The sequence below is a fragment of the Nonomuraea ceibae genome (assembly GCF_019396325.1).
GTDB lineage: Bacteria > Actinomycetota > Actinomycetes > Streptosporangiales > Streptosporangiaceae > Nonomuraea > Nonomuraea ceibae.
Genome location: NZ_JAHKRO010000080.1, coordinates 1 through 21,742 on the forward strand (window position 1 = coordinate 1; position 21,742 = coordinate 21,742).

At 72.5% G+C, this 21,742-nt stretch carries 22 protein-coding genes; 14 read left to right on the top strand and 8 right to left on the bottom strand.

All coding sequences use genetic code 11. The features are described from left to right. Window positions 1-127: 127 nt before the first annotated feature. The 3 genes from KME80_RS34865 to KME80_RS34875 all read left to right on the top strand — a co-directional run bounded on the left by KME80_RS34865 (window position 128) and on the right by KME80_RS34875 (window position 1,994). Window positions 128-487, top strand: coding sequence for a hypothetical protein (locus KME80_RS34865; RefSeq protein WP_219511052.1), 360 nt, complete (start codon window positions 128-130; stop codon window positions 485-487). 88 nt (window positions 488-575) lie between these two features. Further along, on the top strand, window positions 576-1,127 hold the full coding sequence (locus tag KME80_RS34870; RefSeq protein WP_219511054.1) for a hypothetical protein: 552 nt from the start codon (window positions 576-578) through the stop codon (window positions 1,125-1,127). Between the two features lie 117 nt (window positions 1,128-1,244). Beyond that, complete coding sequence (locus KME80_RS34875) at window positions 1,245-1,994, top strand: crotonase/enoyl-CoA hydratase family protein (RefSeq protein WP_219511056.1); 750 nt, start codon at window positions 1,245-1,247, stop codon at window positions 1,992-1,994. A 2-nt stretch (window positions 1,995-1,996) separates the two neighbouring features. Here the strand turns inward: KME80_RS34875 and KME80_RS34880 are convergent, their stop codons facing one another. Beyond that, window positions 1,997-2,236, bottom strand: a complete 240-nt coding sequence (locus KME80_RS34880) for a hypothetical protein (protein WP_219511059.1) — start codon at window positions 2,234-2,236, stop codon at window positions 1,997-1,999. A 50-nt stretch (window positions 2,237-2,286) separates the two neighbouring features. After that, window positions 2,287-3,180, bottom strand: a complete 894-nt coding sequence (locus tag KME80_RS34885) for a hypothetical protein (protein WP_246646271.1) — start codon at window positions 3,178-3,180, stop codon at window positions 2,287-2,289. Window positions 3,181-3,353: 173 nt separating this feature from the next. Between KME80_RS34885 and KME80_RS34890 the strand changes: the two genes are divergently transcribed. Next, on the top strand, window positions 3,354-3,758 hold the full coding sequence (locus KME80_RS34890; protein ID WP_219511062.1) for a RidA family protein: 405 nt from the start codon (window positions 3,354-3,356) through the stop codon (window positions 3,756-3,758). Window positions 3,759-3,861: 103 nt separating this feature from the next. Here the strand turns inward: KME80_RS34890 and hpaE are convergent, their stop codons facing one another. From hpaE to KME80_RS34905, 3 genes are read right to left on the bottom strand one after another with little or no spacing between them, the layout of a single operon-like run. Then, entirely contained in the window at window positions 3,862-5,337 is a 1,476-nt protein-coding gene (hpaE, locus tag KME80_RS34895) for a 5-carboxymethyl-2-hydroxymuconate semialdehyde dehydrogenase (RefSeq protein ID WP_219511064.1), read from the bottom strand. Then, window positions 5,334-6,248 carry a 4-hydroxy-tetrahydrodipicolinate synthase gene (gene dapA / locus KME80_RS34900; RefSeq protein WP_219511065.1) on the bottom strand — a complete coding sequence of 305 codons (915 nt, stop codon included), beginning with the start codon at window positions 6,246-6,248 and terminating at the stop codon, window positions 5,334-5,336. Before dapA ends, hpaE begins: the two co-directional genes overlap by 4 nt. 43 nt (window positions 6,249-6,291) lie before the next feature. After that, window positions 6,292-7,701, bottom strand: a complete 1,410-nt coding sequence (locus KME80_RS34905; RefSeq protein WP_219511067.1) for a fumarylacetoacetate hydrolase family protein — start codon at window positions 7,699-7,701, stop codon at window positions 6,292-6,294. 175 nt (window positions 7,702-7,876) lie between these two features. Between KME80_RS34905 and hpaD the strand changes: the two genes are divergently transcribed. From hpaD to KME80_RS34920, 3 genes are all read left to right on the top strand, one after another. Further along, on the top strand, window positions 7,877-8,734 hold the full coding sequence (hpaD, locus tag KME80_RS34910) for a 3,4-dihydroxyphenylacetate 2,3-dioxygenase (RefSeq protein ID WP_219511068.1): 858 nt from the start codon (window positions 7,877-7,879) through the stop codon (window positions 8,732-8,734). Between the two features lie 59 nt (window positions 8,735-8,793). Beyond that, window positions 8,794-9,564 (top strand): alpha/beta fold hydrolase, encoded by a 771-nt coding sequence (locus KME80_RS34915; RefSeq protein WP_219511070.1) that lies wholly within the window; start codon window positions 8,794-8,796, stop codon window positions 9,562-9,564. 100 nt (window positions 9,565-9,664) lie between these two features. Beyond that, window positions 9,665-10,348, top strand: coding sequence for a GntR family transcriptional regulator (locus KME80_RS34920; protein WP_219511072.1), 684 nt, complete (start codon window positions 9,665-9,667; stop codon window positions 10,346-10,348). Window positions 10,349-10,436: 88 nt separating this feature from the next. On the opposite strand, the gene KME80_RS34925 is transcribed toward KME80_RS34920, so the two are convergent. Together KME80_RS34925 and KME80_RS34930 are read right to left on the bottom strand one after the other, a co-directional pair. After that, window positions 10,437-11,159: an SDR family NAD(P)-dependent oxidoreductase gene (locus tag KME80_RS34925; RefSeq protein ID WP_308126049.1), complete on the bottom strand. Its 723-nt coding sequence runs from the start codon at window positions 11,157-11,159 to the stop codon at window positions 10,437-10,439. A gap of 38 nt (window positions 11,160-11,197) precedes the next feature. After that, complete coding sequence (locus KME80_RS34930; protein WP_219511077.1) at window positions 11,198-12,181, bottom strand: methyltransferase; 984 nt, start codon at window positions 12,179-12,181, stop codon at window positions 11,198-11,200. Window positions 12,182-12,279: 98 nt separating this feature from the next. On the opposite strand from KME80_RS34930, the gene KME80_RS34935 reads away from it, so the two are divergent. Beyond that, on the top strand, window positions 12,280-13,260 hold the full coding sequence (locus KME80_RS34935; RefSeq protein ID WP_219511078.1) for an aldo/keto reductase: 981 nt from the start codon (window positions 12,280-12,282) through the stop codon (window positions 13,258-13,260). 52 nt (window positions 13,261-13,312) lie between these two features. On the opposite strand, the gene KME80_RS34940 is transcribed toward KME80_RS34935, so the two are convergent. Further along, window positions 13,313-14,698, bottom strand: coding sequence for an amidohydrolase (locus KME80_RS34940; RefSeq protein WP_219511079.1), 1,386 nt, complete (start codon window positions 14,696-14,698; stop codon window positions 13,313-13,315). 106 nt (window positions 14,699-14,804) lie between these two features. Between KME80_RS34940 and lipP1 the strand changes: the two genes are divergently transcribed. The 6 genes from lipP1 to KME80_RS34975 are packed head-to-tail and all read left to right on the top strand — an operon-like array spanning window position 14,805 to window position 21,730. Then, window positions 14,805-15,734, top strand: a complete 930-nt coding sequence (gene lipP1, locus KME80_RS34945; RefSeq protein WP_219511082.1) for a LipP1 family hormone-sensitive lipase — start codon at window positions 14,805-14,807, stop codon at window positions 15,732-15,734. Next, window positions 15,734-16,465, top strand: a complete 732-nt coding sequence (locus KME80_RS34950) for an ABC transporter ATP-binding protein (RefSeq protein ID WP_219511084.1) — start codon at window positions 15,734-15,736, stop codon at window positions 16,463-16,465. Before lipP1 ends, KME80_RS34950 begins: the two co-directional genes overlap by 1 nt. Then, the gene (locus tag KME80_RS50940) at window positions 16,462-18,510 is read left to right on the top strand and encodes an ABC transporter permease subunit (protein WP_246646273.1); all 2,049 of its coding nucleotides are present in this window, start codon (window positions 16,462-16,464) and stop codon (window positions 18,508-18,510) included. Before KME80_RS34950 ends, KME80_RS50940 begins: the two co-directional genes overlap by 4 nt. Before the next feature lie 35 nt (window positions 18,511-18,545). Then, the gene (locus KME80_RS34965; RefSeq protein ID WP_219511085.1) at window positions 18,546-19,700 is read left to right on the top strand and encodes an ABC transporter substrate-binding protein; all 1,155 of its coding nucleotides are present in this window, start codon (window positions 18,546-18,548) and stop codon (window positions 19,698-19,700) included. A 28-nt stretch (window positions 19,701-19,728) separates the two neighbouring features. Next, window positions 19,729-20,601 (top strand): branched-chain amino acid ABC transporter permease, encoded by an 873-nt coding sequence (locus KME80_RS34970; RefSeq protein WP_219511087.1) that lies wholly within the window; start codon window positions 19,729-19,731, stop codon window positions 20,599-20,601. A gap of 19 nt (window positions 20,602-20,620) precedes the next feature. Further along, window positions 20,621-21,730, top strand: a complete 1,110-nt coding sequence (locus KME80_RS34975; protein WP_219511089.1) for a zinc-binding dehydrogenase — start codon at window positions 20,621-20,623, stop codon at window positions 21,728-21,730. Window positions 21,731-21,742: the final 12 nt, after the last annotated feature.

Genomic DNA, 21,742 nt, shown 5'->3' on the forward strand with positions numbered 1-21,742 from the left:
CGAAGCTCCTGGGGATGCTGTTGCTCTTGGTCGACAACGCATCTACCAGGGGCTTCTCTGCTTGTAGGTCAAGATCGAGAGCCTGCAACATGCTTGTGACCTGGCGCTTCAGGATGGAAATGGCTCAATGGCCGAAAAGGTCGTCGGCCTGGCGCCAGGTCCCCAAGGCAAGTTTGTCGGTCTCCTGGTGGACGAGGCAAAGGCCACGATTTTCGGAAAGATCGGGTCCAGCCGCGAAGAACAGGCGCGGGAGGATGCAGATACCGCAACCGGCTTGGCCAAGCATATGTTCGCCGACCTTACGGCAGCTACGATGATGCGCCATGGGCTTTTCGGTGACCCGGCCGCCCAGGCCAAGACCCACCCGTACAGTCACAAGGACTTTTCCCCTGGCGCGGCAGGCCATTTCATGGTCGACGGAAAATCAAGCCATGGTCGGATATGGACTCAGATGAGCGTAGGTCTTACAAAGACTGGCTGTCCTTGAACGAGACCGGCCGCGTCTTCGGTGCACCGGACACAGCCATCGAGACCGGGTTCGAGAGTGCGAAGAAATACTACTCCAAGAGCGGCTCATGAGAATAAAGCGATCGATTGCACTCGCTGTTGCCCCTCTTTCCTTGCTCGCGGCATGTACGTCTTCTGAACCGCCACCGGACACCCGGCCGCTGGGGAACGTCACCCAGGCACCTCTGGAATGTGACCTGATCTCGGCGAACGCCATCCAGATCGCTACGGGGTTGGACGACTACAAGGCTTTTGGCACGAAGATGGACATGGGGCGGCGCTTCGAATCCTGCACCGTGAGTGAGAAACCGGACCAGGAAGACGACCAAGGACTCATGATTGAAGTCTTCGAACCGTCTCCCACCAGCCCGGAAGGGCTGGAGAACACCAAGGTGTCCGCTCAGGGGAAGGACCTGCCTGGCGGATTGGGACCGGGCTTCGCGGCTAGACGGAAGAACGAACAGGATCAGACGATCGCGTTCGTCTACGGATGGACGCCTGACCACAAACGCCTTCTCAGCATCAACATTATGGAAGGTGCGCCGGGCCGCGACTCCCTGGCGGATGCGACCGAATTCTTCCGCCAGCTCAAGCCAATCCTGCTGGACAAGCCCGCCTGATCGGCCACGGCCAGGTGATTCGGCAACTGGGTGCCCTTCTGTAGGGACGAATCGGCCTGGTATGGCGTCGGCTTCCGCCGTAGCGTGAGGCGTGGCGAGGGATCCAGGGAGGCACCCATGACCGTACGAGTGGAGCGCGACGGCCCCGTCACCACCGTCGTGCTCAGCAGGCCCGGCGTACGCAACGCCGTCGACGGCAAGACCGCCGCCGCGCTGGCCGATGCGTTCCGGGAGTTCGACGCGTCCGACGCCGCCGTGGCCGTGCTGTGGGGGGAGGGCGGCACGTTCTGCTCGGGCGCCGATCTCAAGGCGCTGGACAACCACGTCGGGGAGGACGGCGACGGGCCGATGGGGCCGACGCGGCTGCGGCTGACGAAGCCGGTGATCGCCGCCGTCGCCGGGCACGCCGTCGCCGGCGGGCTGGAACTGGCCCTCTGGTGCGACCTGCGGGTGGCGGAGGAGGACGCGGTGTTCGGCGTGTTCTGCCGCCGCTGGGGCGTGCCGCTCATCGACGGCGGCACCGTACGGCTGCCGCGTCTCATCGGGCAGAGCCGGGCAATGGACCTGATCCTCACCGGCCGCCCCGTCCCGGCGCGGGAGGCGTATGAGATGGGGCTGGTCAACCGGTTGGTGCCGGGCGGGACGGCACGGCGGCACGCCGAGGAACTGGCGGGAGAGATCGCCCGGTTCCCGCAGGAATGCCTGCGGGGGGACCGGATGTCAGTGCTGGAGCAGCACGGGCTGCCCCCGGCGGAGGCGATGCGCAACGAGGTACGCCGCGGGCTCGTCTCGCTGCCGGGTGCGGCCGGAGGCGCGGCCCGGTTCCGGGCCGGGGCTGGACGGCACGGGGACTTCGGCCACTTCTGACCTCAGGCGAACAGGTCGTCGAGGGTTTGGATGGTGGCTGCTCTGGTGGCCCAGGTTTCCAGCTGGTTGAGGTCTTTGCAGGTGGTGATCTGGGTGTGTGTTTGGTCGGGGAGGGTGAAGCCTCGGGCGGTGAGTACGAGGATGACCAGCTTGGCGGCTTCCTCCTCTTTGCCTTCTTCCTTGCCGCGGCCGAAGTGTTCGCGGGCGAAGGGGCTGTAGACGGGCCAGGTGGTGGACGTCATGATCTCCTCCGTCCGGGGCTGCGGCAAGGCGGTGGCGAACTCTGAGGCCCTTAGGCGAACAGGTTGTCGAGGGTTTGGATGGTGGCTGCTCTGGTGGCCCAGGTTTCCAGCTGGTTGAGGTCTTTGCAGGTGGTGATCTGGGTGTGTGTTTGGTCGGGGAGGGTGAAGCCTCGGGCGGTGAGTACGAGGATGACCAGCTTGGCGGCTTCTTCGGCTTTGCCCTCTTCGCGGCCGACTTCTCGGCCTTCCTCCCGTCCCTCGTCCTTGCCGCGGCCGAAGTGTTCGCGGGCGAAGGGGCTGTAGACGGGCCAGGTGGTGGACGTCATGATCTCCTCCAGGAGCTGGCGAATCTCCGGCGCGGACATGCTGTAGGCGTATTCATAGTACTGCGGAGCGTGATCGTCGGCGGTGTCGGCCAGGGCGGTGGCGAAGGCTTCGATGACCTTGCGGTTGCGGCCGTGGACCATGACGGACATCGTGGCGAGGTCGAGGTGGGCGGTGGCTTCTTTGGCGTCGGTGATGGCGGGGATGGAGTCGGGGCCGAGGACGCAGGGGTGCAGGCGGTAGCCGGTCAGGCCGGAGTCGACGGGACGCATGTAGTGGGCGGCGGTGGCCCGGTTGGGGCAGACGACCAGGACGGTGGCGTCGCAGTGCATCATCAGCCACAGCGAGGCGGCGTAGCGGGCCAGCTTCCTGGGGTCCTTGGAGGTGTCCTGCTGGATCTCGACGACGATGGCGTGGGCCGGGGACTGCGGCGGGCCCATGGAGAGGACGAGGTCGGCGTCGAAGTCGTCGGAGGGCCGCGTGTTGAACGTGTTGGGCTCCACCCGCACGAGAGGAGTCTCGGGGAGCTGTTTCCCGATGAGGTCGCGCAGGATCTCCACCGCCAGTTGCGGCCGGTCGCGGAACATGGAGACGAGCGCGTCATGTGGAGGGGACGGCATGAAGCTCATTGTTACATGATGAACACGTAACGTGACGGCAATTCATAAGGTCCAAGGCGTGGCGGAAGGAATGCGCCGGGAGGTGGCGGCGTTCAGCGGCACGTGATGATCATCGCAGCGTCTCCGGTGCTCCCGCCCCGGGTGCGGATCACACGGTAGGCAGGGGGTACGTCGTGACCGTCAAGCCCAGAACGTTCCGCTTCGGTGTGCCGTGGGAGGACGCGTACGGCTACAGCCAGGCGCTGCAGGCCGGCGACACGCTGTACGTCTCGGGGCAGCTCTCGCACGACGCCGCCGGCGAGTTCGTCGGCGCCGGTGACTTCGAGCTGCAGATGAAGACCACGCTGGCCAACCTCGACCTGGTGCTGGCGCATTTCGCCGCCACCCGCGGCCAGATCGTGGAGACGACCGTGCTGGTCAGGAACCTGCGGGAGAACTTCGACACGACCGCGCGGCTGCACGCCGAGTACGTCGGCGAGCACCGTCCGACGAGCACGGTCCTGGGGGTGGCCGACCTCGCCCTGCCGGACCAGCTCGTCGAGATCGGTGCGCTGGTCCGGCTGGACGTGCGGGCGTAGCGCGGTCGAAAGCCGGGGAGCGGGCGGGCTACCAGCTCGCCCCCTCCTCACCCGGACGGCGCTCGTCACCGCCCGCACCGCTTCCCCGCCGGCCGAAGGAAGCTCAGGCCGGCTCCGCGATCCCGAAGCGGGGGATGGGCAGGTCCTCGGTCGCCAGGTGCACGATGTGCGACTCGGTGTAGACGTCGATGCTGTGCCGCCCGCCCTCCCGGCCCAGCCCGCTGGCCTTCACCCCGCCGAACGGGGTACGCAGGTCGCGCACGTTCTGCGAGTTGACCCAGAGCATCCCCGCCTCGATGCCCTGCGCGAGCCGGTGCGTGCGGCGCAGGTCGTTGGTCCACAGGTACGCGGCCAGCCCGTAGCGGGTGGCGTTGGCCAGCTCCAGCGCCTCGGTCTCGGTGGCGAACGGGGTGACGCACACCACCGGCCCGAAGATCTCCTCCTGGAAGATCCGCATGCCGGGGGTCACGTCGGCGAACACCGTGGCGGCCAGGAAGTTGCCGTCGGGCAGCGCTTCGGGCCGCGAGCCGCCCGCCACGAGCCGGGCGCCCTCCTCCACGCCGGTCCGCACGTACTCCATCACCCGGGCGTGGTGCTCGGGGTGGATGAGCGCGCCCAGCTCCGTGGCGGGGTCGTCCGGCGATCCGACCCGGACGCGCGAGGCCCGTGCTGCCAGCCGCGTCACGAACTCCTCGTACACCGTGTCCTGCACCAGGACGCGCGAGCTGGCCGTACAGCGCTCGCCGTTGAGCGAGAACACGCCGAAGACCGCGGCGTCCAGCGCCCGGTCCAGGTCGGCGTCGTCGAACACCACCAGCGGCGACTTGCCGCCGAGCTCCATCGACAGCGTCTTCAGCCCGTCGGCGGCCGAGCGCATGATGGTGCGGCCCGTCCCGGTCTCGCCGGTGAACGAGATCACCGGCACGTCGGGGTGCGCCACCAGCGCCGAGCCCGCCTCCTCGCCGATGCCGTGCACGAGGTTGAACACCCCGGTGGGCAGCCCGGCCTCCTCCATGATCTCCGGAAGCAGGCCGGCCGACAGCGGGGACCACTCGGCGGGCTTGAGCACGACCGGGCAGCCCGCCGCGAGCGCGGGCGCGAGCTTCCAGGTCTCCAGCATGAACGGGGTGTTCCACGGCGTGATCAGTCCGGCCACCCCGACGGGCTTGCGCACCACGTAGTTGAGCTGGGCCGAGCCGACCCGGTAGACGTCCTCGCCGAGCGTGGTGATCACGTCGGCGAAGAAGCGGAAGTTCTGGGCCGCCCGGCGCGCCTGGCCGCGCGCCTGCGCGATCGGCAGGCCGGTGTCGCGGCACTCCAGCGCGGCGATGCTCTCGTCGCGCGTCTCGATCGCGGCGGCGATCGCGCGCAGGACGGCGGCCCGCTCCTCGCCCGTCATCCGGGGCCACGGCCCGTCGGTGAACGCCTTGCGCGCGGCGGACACGGCGGCGCCGACGTCCTCGGGACCGCCGGCGGCGACCGTCAGGTAGGGCCGGTTCGTGGCCGGCTCCAGCGCGGTGAACGTCGCGCCGGACACGCTCGGCACGTGCGCGCCGTCGATGTAGTGCTCAAGGTTCATCGGACGACTTCCTCGCTCTGTGCCAGCAGTTCCTCGATCCGGGCGGCGCCCGCCTCGGTCGGCGTGATCAGGGGCGGCCGGACGTGCCCGGAGGCGATCAGCCCGCGCCGCTCCAGCACCCACTTGGCCGGGGCCGGGTTCGTCTCCACGAACAGCAGCTCCACCAGGGGATGCAGGGCGTAGTGCAGGTCCAGGGCGGTGCGGTGGTCGCCCTCGGTGTAGGCGGTGTACATGCGGGCCACGGCAGCCGGGGCGAGGTTGGCCGCGGCGCTGACGAAGCCGGCGCCGCCGATCGCCAGCAGCGGCAGGCACAGCAGCTCGATGCCCGACCACATCAGGAAGTCGCGCCCGCACCGGTGCAGCACCTGGGAGAAGTGCTCGAAGTCCTTGGTGGTCTCCTTGATGCCCACGATGTTGTCGTGGGCGCGCCGCAGCCGGGCGACGGTCTCGGGCGCGATGTCCACCGCCGTGCGCGAGGGCACGTTGTAGATGACGATCGGCAGCCCGGGGAACTCCGCCGCCACCGTCGCGTACCAGCGGAACAGCGCCTCCTGCGTCGGGCGCGCGTAGTAGGGGGTGATGACGAGCGCCGCGTCGGCGCCCAGCCGCTCGGCCTCGGCGGTGAGGCGCAGCGTCTCGTCCAGCTTGGCCGAGCCGGTGCCCGGCAGGAACGGCACGCGGTCGGCGGTCTCCTCGGCCACCGCCGTCATCGCGGCGATCCGCTCCTCGACGCTCTGCGCCCCGGGCTCTCCGGTGGAGCCGCCGGTGGAGATGCCGTGCGAGCCCCGGTCGAGCTGCCAGCGCACCAGCGCCTGCAGCGAGTCGACGTCGAGCTCGCCGTCCTCGGTGAACGGGGTCACCACCGGGGCGATGGACCCGCGGATGGTCGCCGGATCCGAACGGAACTTCATGTGATCACTCCTTGCTGCACGATCAGACCTGCGCGCGCGGTCGTCACCGGGCGTCACGCCACGCCTGGTACGCCTCCCGCGAGGCTTGGTTCATCGGGTAGAGCCCGTCGACGGACGCGCCCGCGGCCACCCGTTCGTAGATGAAGCGCTCCTCGTCCTCCTGCCGGGCGGCGTCGCGCGCTACCTCGGCCGCCAGGCCGGGCGGGATGACGACCACGCCCTCGGCGTCGCCCACGAGCACGTCGCCGGGCCTGACGAGCACGCCGCCGCAGGCCACCGGGACCTGCGAGTCCATCGGCACGTGGCGGCGGCCCAGCACCGCCGCGTGCGGCACGGCGAAGTAGGCGGGCAGGTCCAGCGCGGCGAAGGACGGGCTGTCGCGCAGCCCGCCGTCGGTCACGACGCCGGCCGCGCCCCGGCGCAGCGCCCGCAGGGCGAGGATGTCGCCCAGCGTGCCCGCGCCGTGGTCGCCGCGCGCCTCGATCACCAGGACCTCGCCGGGGCGGATCTCCTCCACGGTGCGCTTCTGGGCGTTCATGCCGCCGCCGATCTCGGCGAACACGTCCTCGCGCAGCGGCAGGTAGCGCAGCGTCCGCGCCACGCCGACCATGCGCAGGTCGGGCCGGGTGGGGCGGACGCCCTCGACGAAGTGGTGGTCGATGCCGCGCCTGCGCAGCTGCGACGACAGCGTGGCGGTCGACACCGACCGCAGCGCCGCCGCGGTCTCCTCGTCGAGGGCTCCCGTACGGGCGGCGGCGGATCCGAAGGCGGCGGCGCGGGTCTCGCCGGTGGCGCGGGGCTGCGCGCCCCAGGCGGGCAGCGGCTCCGGGTCGGCGACGACCTCGTTGCGCAGCCGGCCCGCGCCCTCCAGCTCCACCTCCACCACGTCGCCGGGCCGCACGACCGTGGAGCCGGCCGGGGTGCCGGTCAGGACGAGGTCGCCGGGCTCCAGCGTCATGAACCGCGACAGGTCGGCGATCAGCACGTCGAAGCCGAACAGCAGCTCGTCCGTGCCGGCGTCCTGCACCAGCTCGCCGTTCACGTACGTGCGCAGCCGCAGCGCGGCGGGGTCGGCGCCGGTGAGGATCGCGGGGCCGACCGGCGTGTAGCCGTCCTGCCCCTTCGCCCGCAGGTTGGAGCCCAGGTCGGCGTGCTTGAAGTCGTGGACGCCGAAGTCGTTGGCCGCGGTGTAGCCGGCCACGCAGCCGAGCGCGCGCTCGCGGGGGACGCGGTGGGCGCGTTCGCCGACGACGATCGCGATCTCGCCCTCGAAGGCGAGCAGCTCGCACCCGGCGGGCCGGACGACGGGCCGACCGGACCAGGACAGCGAGGACGGCGGCTTGAGAAAGTAGGAGGGGACGGCCGGGACGCGCCCGCGTTCGGCGGCGCGGCTGCGGTAGTTGAGGTGGACCGCGATGATCTTGGACGGCGTCAGGCCGAGCGGGTGTGCCACATCAGCTCCCAAATCATATAGGACATCGTGAATGATATCCGAGGGATCAAGGGAGAGCTATAGACAAAGATATTTGAATTCGTACATGATTGGCCATGCCCGGCAGGGCCCCGGAGCGGCCACGAGGCCGCCACCTGGGCCGGGAGACGGGACCCGTACCACCTGGAGGGGCGTGATGGGAGAGATCGTCCTGGCGGCGAAGATCACACATGTGCCGTCGATCTGGCTGTCCATCCAGCCGGGTGAGCACTTCGGCATCCGCAGGCCCGCCGAGCTGGCGCTGACCGAGGTCGGCGAGCGGGCCCGCGAGCGCGGCGCCGACACCTTCCTCGTCGCCGACACCCACTGGATGAACAGCATCGGCTTCCACCTCAACGGCAAGGAGCGCCACCGCGCCTCCTACGTCAGCCACGAGCTGCCGCACTTCATCCACGACCTGGAGTACGACTATCCCGGCGACCCCGAGCTGGCCGAGCTGATCCGCGAGGAGATCGTCGCCGGCGGCCAGAAGGCCCGCGTCCACACCTACAAGGACCTCGGCCTGGAGTACGCGACGCTGGTGCCGATGTACTTCATGAACGGCGACCCGGCCGTCCGCGTGCTGCCGATCGGCTGCAACATCTACTCCTCGATCGAGGAGAACCGCCGCATCGGCGAGGCCCTGGCCCGTGCCGTGCGGCGCAGCGACCGCAAGGTGGCCTTCCTGGCCAGCGGCTCGCTGTCGCACGCCTTCCCGCCCAACGAGATCGCCGAGTCGCTGCTCAACGACGTGAGCAGCGAGATCAACCGGAAGGTCGACCTGTCAGTGCTCGACATGTGGACCGAGGGCAGGATCGCCGAGTTCCTCAGGATGCTGCCCGACTACAACGAGCGCTGCACGGGGGAGGGCGCGATGGCCGACACCGCGATGCTCTTCGGCCTGCTCGGCTGGGACCGCTACACGGGCAAGGGCGAGCAGCTGTGCCCGTACTTCGGCAGCAGCGGCACCGGTCAGGTCGTGGTCGACTTCCCGGTGCCCGAAATCGTGAACTGAGACCGTTAAGCTACGATCCGATATCGTATGCGAAAGTTGGCGGGGAAAGGTGTGAAGCGATGGGGGACCGTGCCGGCCTGGCCGTGCGGGTGTTCACTCCCGATCGGGCCGCGGACGCGCCGCCCGTGCTGCTCGTGCACGGCTTCGGCTCCGACGGCGGGCGCGACTGGGCCGAGACGGGCATCGCCGGCGCGCTGACCGCCGCCGGGCGCGTCGTGGTGGCGCCCGACCTGCCCGGCCACGGTGACAGCCCGGCCCCCGCCTCGCCCGCCGACGCCGGCGCCAAGGCCGTCGCCGCGGCCCTGGTGACCGCCCTCGACCAGGCCCTGGCCGGGGTTCCGGCTCGTGCCCGGGGCGCGTTCGACGCGTTCGACGTGGTCGGCTACTCGCTGGGGGCGCGGCTCGCCTGGGAGCTGCCCGAGGCGGCCCCGGGCCGCGTGCGCCGCGCCGTGCTCGGCGGGCTCAGCCCCGTGGAGCCGTTCGCGGCCGTCGACGTGGCCGCCCTGCGCCGGGCCGTCGCCGGTGAGGGCGAGCCCGCCGACCCGCTCACCTCGGCGATCGCCGGCCTGGCGCGCGCCGCCGGCGAACGCGCCGCCGGGCTGGCGCTCTGCGTCGAAGGGCTGCGCGACACCCCGTTCGAGCCCCGCGCGTGGGGCGGCGAGCGCCCGCCGGTGTTCGTGGTGGGAAAAGACGACGTGATGAGCGACGGGATCGGGCGTATCGTCGAGTTGGCCGGCGCCACGGAGCCGGTCACGGTTCCCGGCGACCACTTCCAGGCCCTCGCCGGCGCCGGGTTCCGCGACGCCGTCCTGAGGGTGCTCCTACAGTGATCAAGCAGAGAACGACCGGCGGAGCAGGCGCCGGCGTCCGGCCGCCTGCCGCCGGTCGTCCGTGGTGGCCCAGCGTCCGGCCGAGAGTGAGGGGACATCGGTGAGTTCCGCGAAGGGGTCCGCGCGGGCCAGGGCCTCCAAGGCCGAGCTGAGCTATGAGCTGCTCCGCTCGCGCATCATCGACGGCACGTACGGGCCGGGCTACCGGCTCGTCATGGACCAGCTCGCCCGCGAGACCGGGGTCAGCACCATCCCGCTGCGCGAGGCCGTGCGGCGGCTGCAGTCCGACGGGCTGGTCGAGATCGTGCGCAACATCGGCGCGCGGGTCGCCATGTTCGACTCCGCCCAGGTGGAGCACTCGCTGCAGGTCCTGGCGCGGCTGGAGGGCTACGCCACCGCGATCTCCGCGCCGCGCATGAAGGCGTCCCACCTCAAGCAGTCACGCGAGATCAACGCGCGGATGGTGGCGGCGCTGGAGGAGTTCGACCCGCCGTCGTTCACCGCGCTCAACCGCGAGTTCCACTTCTCGATCTACCAGCACTGCCCCGACGAGCACCTGCGGGCGCTGCTGGAGGCGGAGTGGGCGCGGCTCGACCACATGCGTCGCTCGTCCTTCGGCCACGTGCCGGGGCGGGCCCGCCGCTCGGTCGAGGAGCACGAGCACCTGCTCGACCTGATCGCCGCGGGCGCCCCCGGGGCCGAGATCGAACGGGTGGCGTGCGCGCACAAGATCGCGACCGCCGACGCGCTGCACAACGCGCACCTGTCGCCGCAGTCCCTCTGACCCGCCCGTGCGGCCCTGACCGGCGTGCGACCTTGACCGCTCGTACGGCGCACCGGCCCGCGTGGCCCGGTGCGCCGCACGCGTGTTCTCAGACCAGGAGCTGCCCGCCGTCGACCTGCACCACCACGCCCGTGATGTGCCGGGCGGCGGGCGAGGCGAGGAACACCACGAGCGGCGTCACGTCGCCCGTCTCGGCGATGCGGCCCAGCGGGATGCGCGCCTCCCAGGCCGCGCGGGCCTGCGGGTCGGCCATCAGCCCGGCCGTCATCGGCGTGTGCACCGGGCCCGGGGCCACGCCGTTGACCCGGATGCCGTGCCCGGCCAGCTCCAGCGCGCCGGTCCTGGTCAGCGCGTCGACGCCGGCCTTGGTGGCCTCGTAGTGGCCCAGGCCCGCCGTGGGCTGGCGGGCGCCGATCGAGCTGATGTTGACGACGCAGCCGCCCCGGCCGGCCGCGATCATCTGGCGGGCGGCGGTCTGCGTGACGGTGAACGTGCCGCGCAGGTTGACGGCCACGACCCGGTCGAACACCTCCAGCGGCAGGTCCGTGAGCGGGCCGCCGCCCGCGACCACGCCCGCGTTGTTCACGAGCACCTCGACCGGGCCGAGCCGCTCGGCCACCACGGCCAGGCCACCGGCGACCGACGCGGCGTCGGTGACGTCCATCGTCACGGCGAGCGCGCCCAGCTCGCCGGCCGCCGCCTTGGCGGCCACCCCGTCGGCGTCGGCGATCACGACCCGCTCCCCGGCCTCGGCGAACGCCCCGGCGACGGCCCGGCCGATGCCACTGGCCGCCCCGGTGACGACGACCACCCGCCCCCCACCTGCGCCACTCCCCGGGCCTGCGCCGTTCATCGGGCCTCCGCCACGATGACGCGCGGGCTGCCCGGCAGGGTCCGCGTCTCGACCGGCTCCCAGCCGGCAGCCCGCAGCCAGCCCCGCACCTCGTCGTCCGGGTAGACGACGGTGCCGTCGATGACCAGGTATTCGGCGGCGTGCAGCGCGTCGAGCGGCCGCTGCCGGTCGTCGGAGTCGAGGAAGAAGTCGAGCAGCAGGAGCGTCGCCCCCGGCGTGGCGGCCCGGCGGGCCCGCTCGGCGATGCGCAGGTTCTGGGCGGCGTCGTAGCGGTGCGCGACGTGCTCCAGCAGCACCAGGTCGAAGCCCTCGGGCACGTCGCCGTCGAGCGGGTCGCCGTCGACGACCTCGGCCCGGTCGCCCACCCCGGCGGCGACCAGCGTGTTGCCGGCGTGCACGGCCAGGTCGCCGCCGGAGAAGAACACGCCCCGCAGCCCCGGGGCCGCGCGCAGCGCCTCGGCCAGGAACGACCCGGACAGCCCGCCGAAGTCGATCACCCGCTCGTGCCGGGAGAAGTCGTAGTGCCCGGCGAGCATCCTGGCGTGCAGCGCGTTGTAGGTCATCACGCCCGACAGGAACACGCGCATCCGGTCGCCGCCCAGGTCGAGCTGGGCGGGCTTGGCGGTGCGGGCGCTCTCGCCGAAGCCGAGCCAGTGCCCGTAGCTGATCGTGTCGAGGAAGGTCAGCCACGGGCCCAGGTCGACGTCGTCGCCCGACCCGGCGAGGTAGCGGGCGGCGGCGGGGCCGTTGGAGTAGCGGCCGTGGTCGCGCTCCAGCAGGCCGAGGCCCGCCATCGCGTCGGCCAGGACGCGGGCGGTGCGCTCGGGCAGGCCGGTCGCGGCCGAGAGCTCGGCGACGGACGCGGGCCCTGCGGCCAGGGCGCGGAACAGGCCCGCCTCGCTCGCCGCGAAGAGCTGCTTGGCGGCCATGTAGCCGGTGGCCACCTGCACGATCCGCTCGGGGCCGTTGAGAGATGACATGGGGGGTGCACTCCTTGTACGGCAGAAGGATATGGGGAATGCTATACGATTCAGCGGACGGCGGCCAGGGGCCGCACCCACCCCCAAGGGAGGCAGGCGTGGAATTCTCAGGTCAGGTGCCCCGGCGCAGGCTCGGCGACGGCGGCCCGGAGGTCCCGGTCCTCGGCCTCGGCTCGTGGAACACCTGGGACCGCATGCCGCGCGAGCAGGTGGCCGAGCTGATCGGCACGGCCGTCGGGCGCGGCGTCAACCTGTTCGACGTGGCCCATTACGACTTCGGCCCGCATGCCGAGAACGCCGTCACCGACGTGATCTTCGGCCAGGCCGTCAGAGAGGCGGGCGTCGCCCGGGAGGACTACCTGCTGTGCGGCAAGCTCTGGCTGTGGGACTACCCGGTGCTCTCCTTCGCCGGGCAGGCGGAGGTCGCGCTCGACCGCATCGGCACCGACCATGCCGACCTCGTCGTCCTCGGTGACTTCGCCGGCGAGCTCGACCTGCGCGCCGTGGTGACCGACGTGTCCGAGCTGGTGCGGGCCGGGCGGTTCGGCTGCTGGGGGGTCAACAACTGGTCGGCCCGCGACCTGCGACTCGCCCGAGACTTCGCGCTGGCCGAAGGGCTGACGTCGCCCGCGTTCGCGCAGCTCAAGTACAGCGTGGCCCGGCGCTCGGTGCCCGACGGCGAGCCTTACGGGCGGCTGTTCGCCGACGGGCTCGGGCTGCAGGCCTCCGACGTCTTCGAGGGCGGCATCCTGGCCGGCAAGCTCCATCCCGAACGCAAGATCGGCGCCGACCCGGGCGGCATCCGCGACCGGATTCGCGCCGCCTACCCCGAGCTGCGCCGGGTCGCCGAGTCCTTCGGGGCCACGCCCGCGCAGCTCGCCATCGCGTTCTGCCTGGCCCACCCGGCGGCGGCCAGCGTGCTGGTCGGGGTCAGCGGGCGGGCCCAGCTCGACGACAACCTCGGCGCGCTCGCCCTGCTGGAGCGGCACGGCGACGAGCTGCGCGCCGCCGTGGCCGGGCTCTGGATCGACCGCGACGCCGTGCACCCGGAGGCCGCCTGGGGCGCCGACGTCCGCTGAGCGGGCGGCGGCCGGGCGCGAGGGCGTGGCAGGCGGCGTCGCGGCGGCGCTCCTACACCTCGTGGACGACGCGGCCGTCCACCACCGTCATGCGGACCGGGACCTGCGGCAACACCCCGGGCTCGGTCCGCAGCAGGTCGCCGTCCAGCACGCACAGGTCGGCGACCTTGCCGGGCTCCAGCGACCCCTTCCACGCCTCCGCGCCGTCCTGCCACGCCGGCGTGATCGTGTACGCGCGCAGCGCCCGCGCGAGCGCCACCCGCTGCGCCGCCCCGCGCACCCGCCCGTCGGGGCCCTGCCGGGTGACCGCCGCCGCGATGCCTGCCCGCCAGTCCGGCGTCAGCACGGGCGCGTCCGAGCTGAGGCAGAGCGGCACCCCGGTGGCCAGCGCGTCACCCACCGGCCAGGCGTACGCCGCCGCCTCGCGGCCCAGCGCGGCCACCAGCAGGTCCTCGGTGGCGACCGGGATGCCCGCCTGGGTGTTGAGCCCGATCCCGACGGCCGCCATCGCCTTCAGCGTCGCCGGGTGCAGCAGGTCGCCGTGGATCAGATAGTGGCGGGCGTCCCGGCCGTCGCGCGCCAGGGCGGCGGCCAGGGCGCGCGTGACGACCCGCGTCGCCCGGCTGCCCGTCGCGTGCACGCCGATCTGGTGCCCGGCCGCGTGCGCCGCGTCGATCATCGCGACCAGCCCGGCCTCGCGTTCGTCGTCGGTGCCGCCGTCGACCAGCAGACTCCCGTACGTGCCGTCCTCGTACGGCTCGTCCGTCCAGGCGGTGCGCATCGGCGGGATGCCGTCGGCGAAGACCTTCACCCCCGCCACCCGGAACCAGCCGGGCACGGCGGCGGGCGGCGCGAAGCCGCGCAGGCCCTCCAGCAGGGCGGCGGGCGAGCTCGCGCCGTCGAGCTCGCCGAACAGCGTCAACGCGGTGACGCGCGCCGTCAGCAGGCCCTCGGCGGCCAGGTCCGCGTAGTCGCGCAGGGCCGCCGAGCCGAAGCAGCCGCTCGGCCCGTCGTCCTCGCCGGGGCCCAGGCCGGGCTCGGTGTAGCTGGTGATCCCGAGCGTCGCGAGCAGGGCGCCGGTGCGCAGGATCGCGGCCCGCCGGTCGGCGCTCGTCTCCAAGCGCGCGGGCGCCGCCGGGGGGTCGCCGTGACCGCCTCCGGTGAGCTGGTCCATGAGCAGGGACGGCCACATCGTGCCGAGCCACACGCCGTGCAGATGGGAGTCGTTGATGCCGGGCAGCACCGACGCGCCGCGCAGCGGGACGACGCGGGTGCGGCGGCCGATCAGCGGGGCCACCTCCCCGGCCGTGCCGACACGGGCGATCGCGCCGCCCCGGACCGCGATCGCCTCGGCGACCCGGTCGGCGGCGTCGACGGTGTGGACCTGACCCCCGGTCAGCACCAGGTCGGCCTCGTCCTGGGATTCGTTGCGCAACATCTTCCTCTTCGCTCTAGACATCGCCGATCGGCTCCGAATAACGTACACGGAATCGGATACGATTTTCGAGTGCCTGAGCGAGGCACCCGGGCGATCGGAGGTAACGATGCCGCTGCATCCCGAGGCGCAGTCCATCATCGACCGCATGAGCGTCGCTGACCAGGGCCCGGTCGTCGCGTTCGACGCTCAGGCCATGCGCGAGGGGTTCCGGAGCGCCTGGCGGATGCCCGAGCGGCTGCAGCCCGTGGGCGCCGTCGCCGACACCGTGATCCCGGGCCCGGCCGGCGACCTCCCCGTCCGCGTCTACACCCCCGAGGGCGACGGGCCCTTCCCCGCGCTCGTCTGGTTCCACGGCGGCGGCTGGACCATCGGCAGCCTCGACGAGAACGAGGTCGCCTGCCGGGCCGTCTGCGCCGGCGCGGAGGCCGTCGTCGTCTCCGTCGACTACCGCCTTGCCCCCGAAAACCCCTATCCGGCCGCCGCCGACGACTGCTACGCCGCCGTGCGCTGGGTCCACGAGCACGGCGAGCGCCTCGCCGCCGACCCGGCGCGCCTGGCCGTCGGCGGGGAGAGCGCCGGCGGCAACCTGGCCGCCGTCGTCGCGCTCAAGGCCCGCGACCTCGGCGGCCCCCCGATCCGCCTGCAGGTCCTCGTCTCGCCCGTGGTCGGCCACCCCGGCGACGGCTACGCCTCCTACGACGCCTACGCCGACGGCTACTTCCTGTCCAGGGCCAGCATGGAGTGGTTCTTCACCACCTACCCGCGCGACGTCAAGGACCTCGACGACCCCTACCTGCTGCCGCTGCGCGCCGCCGACCTGTCCCGGCTGCCCCGCGCCCTCGTCCTGGGCGCCGAGTGCGACGTGCTGCGCGACGAGGGCGAGGAGTACGCCCGCCGCCTCGCCGACGCCGGCGTCGACGTCGAGCTCGTCCGCTACGACGGGCTGATCCACGGCTTCTTCGGCCTGCTCGCCACCGAGCTGACCGACTCGCGCGACGCGCACGCCCGGGTGATCGCCGCCCTGCGGGCGCTCTGATGACCGCCCCCGTCCTCAGCCTCCGCGGCGTCGGCGTCAACCGCCGCGAGGTCCCCGTCGTCCACGACGTCTCGCTCGACGTCGCCCCCGGCGCCGTCACGGTCGTCCTCGGCGCCAACGGCGCCGGCAAGACCACGCTCATGGACGGCATCGCCGGGCTGGCCCCGGTGACCTCCGGAACGGTCCAACTCGACGGCCGGCCCATCGGCAAGCTGCCCACCTACCGGCGCGCCCAGGCCGGCCTCGGCTACGTCGAGCAGGCCCGCACCGTCTTCCGCACCCTCACCGTCGAACAGAACCTGCTCGTCGCCGGGGGCGACCTCGGCAAGGTGTACGACCTCTTCCCCGAACTGGGCAACCGCCGCGGCCTGCAGGCCGGGCACCTGTCCGGGGGCGAGCAGCAGATGCTGGCGCTCGGCCGCACCCTCGTCTCCGGCCCGAAAGTCGTCCTCATCGACGAGATGTCCCTCGGCCTCGCCCCCGTCGTCGTGCGCCGCCTCATGGACGCCGTCGGCGACCTGGTCGGCCTCGGCATCGCCGTCCTCCTCATCGAGCAGTTCGCCAACCTCGCCCTGGACATCGGCACCCACGCCTATGTGCTGCGCAAGGGCCGCGTGGTGCACGACGGGCCCTGCGCCGAGCTGCGCGGCCGGAGCGAACGGCTGCACGAGTTCTACTTCGGCCTGCCGCCGGCGCCGGTCGCCGCCGCGGCGGAGAGCGAGACGCGATGACCCTCGTCGACAGGCGCGCACTCGGCCTCGGCCTCGGCGCCGCCCTGGTGGCCTGCCTCGCCGTGCCCGCGCTGCTGCCGCCCTACTGGATCTACCTCGCGATCACCGCCGTGGTCAGCGCCGTGATCATGCAGAGCTACGGCGTGATCGTCGGACGGGCCGGCGTCATGTCCCTGTGCCAGATGTCGTTCGCCGCCATCGGCGCGTGGGTCGTGCTCCGGCTCAACCTCGCCGACGCGCCCGGCGGCTTCCTGCTCTGGCTGCTGCTCGGCGGACTCGCCGCCGTCCCCGTCGGCGTCGCCATCGGGCTGCCCGCCCTCCGCATCCGCGGCGTCAACCTGGCCATCGTCACCTTCGGCTTCGCCGTCTCGGCCGACATCGTGCTCAACGCCAACCAGTTCCCCGGCACCACCGAGCTGAAGACGCTCACCAGGCCCTCCCTGTTCGCCACCAACGGCGCCTACTTCGTCCTCGCCGTCCTCGTCTTCACCCTGCTGGCCGTCGGGCTGGCCCTGTTCAACCGGACCCGGCTCGGCATGTCGCTGCTCGAACTGCGCCACTCCGAACGCGCCGCCGCCTCCCACGGCATCTCGGTCGCCCGCAGCAAGCTCACCGCGTTCGCGATCAGCTCCTTCATCGCCGGCATCGGGGGCGGGCTGATGGCCGGACAGCTCGGGCTCGTCGTCTCCAGCAACTTCGCCATGGGCCAGTCGCTGGCGCTGTTCGCCGTGGCGATCCTCATCGGGCCGCACCACCCCGAAGGGGCCGTCATGGGCGGCGTCTTCGGCGCGGCCATGGCGACCGTCATGGAGAAGCTCAAGCTGCCCCAGGACCTCGGCGGGATGCTCTTCGGCCTCTTCGCCATCCTGGCGTTACGCGGCGGCGTCAGCCAGACCGACCTGACCCGCGGCCGCAGACGCGAAGCCGCCGCCCGCAAACTCCTCGCCTCCAAGGAACCCTCCGCTCCGGACACCGCCCCCATCACCGCGAGCGCCCCTTCCGGCGACCTCGTGAAGGACACCCCCCGTACGGAACACGTGCAGGAGCCCGCGCCGGCGGCCTGCCCGGACGCCGCACCGGGCGGGGCGGAGGCGACCCCCCGCGCCGGGGGTGCCGCCTCCGGCGCGGCGGGTGCCGTCGGTGGCGGGTCCGCCTCAGCCGCCGCAGGCTCGGCGACCGGCGATGGCCTCCCGGACGACGTCGCCCGTACGGAGCACGTCCGGGAGCCCGTGCCGGAGGCTCGTGTGATCGCCGCAGGCGGGGGCGAGGCCGTGCCCACGGCGCAGGGGGGTGCCGCAGCGGGGGACGCCGCACAGGCCGGGGGTGCTCGCCACGCGGGGTTGGCGGTGCGGGGGTTGCGGGTGCGGTTCGGGGAGGTGGTGGCGCTCGACGGGGTCGACCTGACCGTGCCCGACGGCGCCGTGGTGGGGCTGATCGGGCCGAACGGGGCGGGCAAGTCGACGTTCATCGCCGCCGTGACCGGCTTCGTCGCCGGTTACGAGGGCACGGTGACGCTGGCCGGGCAGCCGATCGACCGGCTGGCCCCGGCGGCGCGGGCCCGCCGGGGGCTGCGCCGCACGTTCCAGACGACGATGATCGCCCCCGAGCTCACCCAGTACGAGTATCTGACGATCGGCGCCGGCCGGCGGCTGCCCAGGCGGGAGGCGGACGAGCTGCTGGAGTTCTTCGGCTGCCCGCCGGGCGAGGTGCCGGTGTCGATCGTGGACGTCGGGACCCGGCGCCTGCTGGACGTGGCCGCGGCGGTCGCGGCGCGGCCGAGGGTGGCGCTGCTCGACGAGCCCGCTGCCGGGCAGTCGGCGGCGGAGTCCCTGAAGCTCGGCGCGTGCCTGGTGGAGGCGCCGAGACGCTTCGGGGTGTCGATCCTCCTGGTCGAGCACGACATGGAGCTCGTCCGGGCCGCTTGTCAGGAGGTGACGGTGCTCGACTTCGGGCACGTCATCGCCTCGGGGCCCACCGGTGACGTCCTCGAGGATCCGGCCGTGATGGCCGCCTACCTCGGCGCCGCGGACGTGCCGGTGCCCTGAACCCCCCACCCCTCCAGACGAAGGATGTGCCTCACATGAAGCGTTCGCATCTGGCCGCGGCGGCCGCCGCCGTCCTGGTTCTCGCCTCCGCCGCCTGCTCGGGGGAGGGCGGCGGGGCCGACGGCCCGATCAAGGTGGGTTCGATCAACGGCATCACCGGCCTGTTCCAGACGCCGGAGGTCCCGCAGGCGGTCAAGGCGGTCTTCGACGAGGTCAACGCCGCGGGCGGCATCGGGGGCCGGAAGCTGGAGCTCATCAGCAAGGACGACGCGATGAACCCGCAGCGTTCGACGGAGGCGGCGATCGAGCTCATCGAGTCGGAGGAGGTGGTGGCGCTCGTCGGCTCGTCGAGCGCGGTCGACTGCGGTCTCAACCGGGCGACCTACAGCAACGCCGGCATCGTGTCCGTCCCGGCGATCGGCGTCGACCCGGCCTGCTTCACCAGCCCGAACATCGCCCCGGTGAACCCCGGCCCGTTCAAGCTGCTGACGGCGATGCTCTACTACGCCTCTGAGACGCTCAAGCACGACAAGGTCTGCATGTTCTACACGACGCTGCCCGGCAGCGGCGGCGGCATCGACGCCGCGATCAAGGAGTGGAGCGACCTCACCGGCAAGGCGCTCACGGTCAAGGACACCTCGGTGGGCCAGGGCGACCCGACGCCCTACCTGGTCAAGGCCAAGGGCGCGGGCTGCCAGGCGGTGCTCTACAACGCGCAGGTGGGCCCGTGGTTCGCGCAGGCCAAGACGCAGGGCATGCAGGACGTGGACTTCATCATGGGCGCCAACAGCTACACCGACGCCAACGCGGAGGTCATCCCGGAGGGCATGAACGCCTACGCCGGGACGGAGTGGCAGCCGTACACGGACGAGACGCTGCCGGGCAACGACCGCTGGGCCAGGGTCGTCGACGGGAGCAAGATCCAGAAGACGGCGTTCAGCCAGGGCGCGGTGATGGCGGCGGACGTGTTCGTCCAGGTGCTCAAGACGGTCAAGGGCCCGATCACCCGGGAGTCGGTGACGGAGGCGTTCAAGACCATGCGGCCGATCGACTACCCGATGGTCGGCACCCCGTACGTCTTCGGCCCCGGCGAGGCGCACAACCCGATCGAGGGCAGCCGGTTCGTCAAGGTGCAGGACCGCAAGTGGCAGGTGCTGCCGGAGGACTTCATCGTCCCGGGCCGGAAGTGACCGGCCAGGCCCGCCCAGGAGGTGCTCGATGCTGAATTCCGTGGTCGCCGGGCTGACCAGCGGCGGCGTGTACGCGCTGCTGGGGCTGTGCGTCGTGCTGACCTACCGGCTGGTCGCCGTGGTCAACTTCACGATGGCGGCCGTCGGCGCGATGGGCGCCTTCGTCATGGTGTCGCTCATGGACGCCGGGCTGGGCGTGTGGCTGGCGCTGCCGCTCGGCGTCGCGGCGGGGGCGGCGCTGTCGGCGCTGCTGGGCGCCGTGCTCGTCCGCTGGTTCGGCGACCACGACGAGCGCACCAAGGCCGCCGTCACCGTCGCCGTGTACGTGGCCGTCATGGCGATCGGCCTGCGGCTGTTCGGCGGCACGACGACGGGAGCGCGCCGGTTCCCCGCGCCGTTCGACACGCCCGCGTTCACCGTCGGCGGCGTCGTGGTGCCCCAGTCGGTGCTGGTGTCGCTGGCGTTCGCGGTGCTCATCACGGTGGGCGTCGGGCTGCTGCTCAACCGCACGCTCGTCGGCCTGCGGCTGCAGGCGCTGTCCGAACGGCCCGCCACGGCCGAGGTCGTCGGCATCCCGGCGCCCAGGCTCGCCGTCGGCGTGTGGGCGGCGATCGGCGCCGTCACCACGCTGGTGATCCTCCTGGTGGCGCCGAGGCTCGGCGGCGACTTCTCCACGCTGGGCAACCTCATCGCCACCGCCTTCGCCGTCGCCATGGTCGGCGCCTTCCGCAGCCTGCCGCTCACGCTCGCCGGCGGCCTCGTCCTCGGCTGCCTGGAGGGCCTGTCGGCGTCGCTGAGCGCGATCCAGCAGTACCGGGGCGTCGTCCCGTTCCTCGTGATCGTGGTGCTGCTGTGGTGGCGCAGCCGGCACGAGGTCTGGGACACCGCCCACAGCAGATGACCCAAGAGGAGAGCAGAGCATGACCGTTCCCGCCTCCACCCGTGCCGCCGTGCTGCGCGCGCACGGCGAGCCGCTGGTGATCGAGGAGCTGCCGCTGCCCGGCGAGGTCGAGCCGGGCGCCGCGATCGTCCGGATCACCTGCGCGACCCTGTGCGCCACCGACGTGCACCTGTGGAGCGGCGCCATGTCCTGGCCCGGCATGCTGCCGATGGTGCTGGGCCACGAGATGACCGGCACCGTCGAGGCCGCCGGTCCCGGCACCGTCGACGCCCTCGGCCGCCCCGTCAAGGCGGGCGACCGGATCGGCTGGTCGGAGTCCGTCTGCGGCCGCTGCTACGGCTGCACCGTGCTGCGCGCCCCCGTCGCCTGCGCGGACCGCGGCTACGGGTTCCGCCAGCGGGCCGACCGCTGGCCGTACGCCACGGCGGGGCTGGCCGGGCACGCCTACGTCACCCCCGGCGCGCTCAAGGTCGTGCTGCCCGACGACGTCGCCGACACCTGGGCCGCCGCGGCCGGCTGCGCCGTCAAGACCGTCCTGCACGCCTTCGAGCGGGCCGGGAGCGTACGGCCCGGATCGAGCGTGCTGGTGCAGGGCGCCGGCGCGCTCGGGATCATCGCCACCGCCGTCGCCCGCACCGCCGGGGCGGGCACCGTCATCACCGTCGGCGCGCCCGGCAGCCGGCTGGAGCTGGCCCGCCGGTTCGGCGCCGACGTGGTCGTCGGGCTCGACGGCGACGCGGCGAGCCGGGTCGCCGCCGTCCTGGACGCCACCGGCGGCCGGGGCGCCGACCTCGTCCTCGACCTGGCCGGCGCGCCCGGCGTCGGGGCCGAGGCCGTCGACATGGCGGCCTGGGGCGGCCGGTTCGTCGTCGTCGGCAGCACCGGCCCGCGCCCCGACCCGATCCCGCTCGGCACGATCATGGGCAAGGAGCTGACCGTGCTCGGCTCGCTCAACGGCGACGTCGGCGACTACTACCGGGCCGTCGAGTTCCTGCGCGCCTTCCGTACGCGCTTCGCCTGGGACGAGCTGTTCAGCGAGCCGGTCGGGCTCGGCGGGGCGAGCGCCGCCCTGGCGTCGATGTCGCGGCTCGACCAGGTCAAGGCCGTCATCCACCCGTGGCTGCCCTGACGAACCCCCATA

Coding starts and splice junctions, on each gene's coding strand:
- lipP1 (WP_219511082.1), top strand. CDS start 14,805: ATGCCGCTGCATCCCGAGGCGCAGTCCATCATCGACCGCATGAGCGTC.
- dapA (WP_219511065.1), bottom strand. CDS start 6,248: ATGAAGTTCCGTTCGGATCCGGCGACCATCCGCGGGTCCATCGCCCCG.
- KME80_RS34875 (WP_219511056.1), top strand. CDS start 1,245: ATGACCGTACGAGTGGAGCGCGACGGCCCCGTCACCACCGTCGTGCTC.
- KME80_RS34870 (WP_219511054.1), top strand. CDS start 576: ATGAGAATAAAGCGATCGATTGCACTCGCTGTTGCCCCTCTTTCCTTG.
- KME80_RS34885 (WP_246646271.1), bottom strand. CDS start 3,180: ATGCCGTCCCCTCCACATGACGCGCTCGTCTCCATGTTCCGCGACCGG.
- KME80_RS34950 (WP_219511084.1), top strand. CDS start 15,734: ATGACCGCCCCCGTCCTCAGCCTCCGCGGCGTCGGCGTCAACCGCCGC.
- KME80_RS34975 (WP_219511089.1), top strand. CDS start 20,621: ATGACCGTTCCCGCCTCCACCCGTGCCGCCGTGCTGCGCGCGCACGGC.
- KME80_RS50940 (WP_246646273.1), top strand. CDS start 16,462: ATGACCCTCGTCGACAGGCGCGCACTCGGCCTCGGCCTCGGCGCCGCC.
- hpaD (WP_219511068.1), top strand. CDS start 7,877: ATGGGAGAGATCGTCCTGGCGGCGAAGATCACACATGTGCCGTCGATC.
- KME80_RS34915 (WP_219511070.1), top strand. CDS start 8,794: ATGGGGGACCGTGCCGGCCTGGCCGTGCGGGTGTTCACTCCCGATCGG.
- KME80_RS34930 (WP_219511077.1), bottom strand. CDS start 12,181: ATGTCATCTCTCAACGGCCCCGAGCGGATCGTGCAGGTGGCCACCGGC.
- KME80_RS34940 (WP_219511079.1), bottom strand. CDS start 14,698: ATGTTGCGCAACGAATCCCAGGACGAGGCCGACCTGGTGCTGACCGGG.
- KME80_RS34970 (WP_219511087.1), top strand. CDS start 19,729: ATGCTGAATTCCGTGGTCGCCGGGCTGACCAGCGGCGGCGTGTACGCG.
- hpaE (WP_219511064.1), bottom strand. CDS start 5,337: ATGAACCTTGAGCACTACATCGACGGCGCGCACGTGCCGAGCGTGTCC.
- KME80_RS34965 (WP_219511085.1), top strand. CDS start 18,546: ATGAAGCGTTCGCATCTGGCCGCGGCGGCCGCCGCCGTCCTGGTTCTC.
- KME80_RS34865 (WP_219511052.1), top strand. CDS start 128: ATGGCCGAAAAGGTCGTCGGCCTGGCGCCAGGTCCCCAAGGCAAGTTT.
- KME80_RS34880 (WP_219511059.1), bottom strand. CDS start 2,236: ATGACGTCCACCACCTGGCCCGTCTACAGCCCCTTCGCCCGCGAACAC.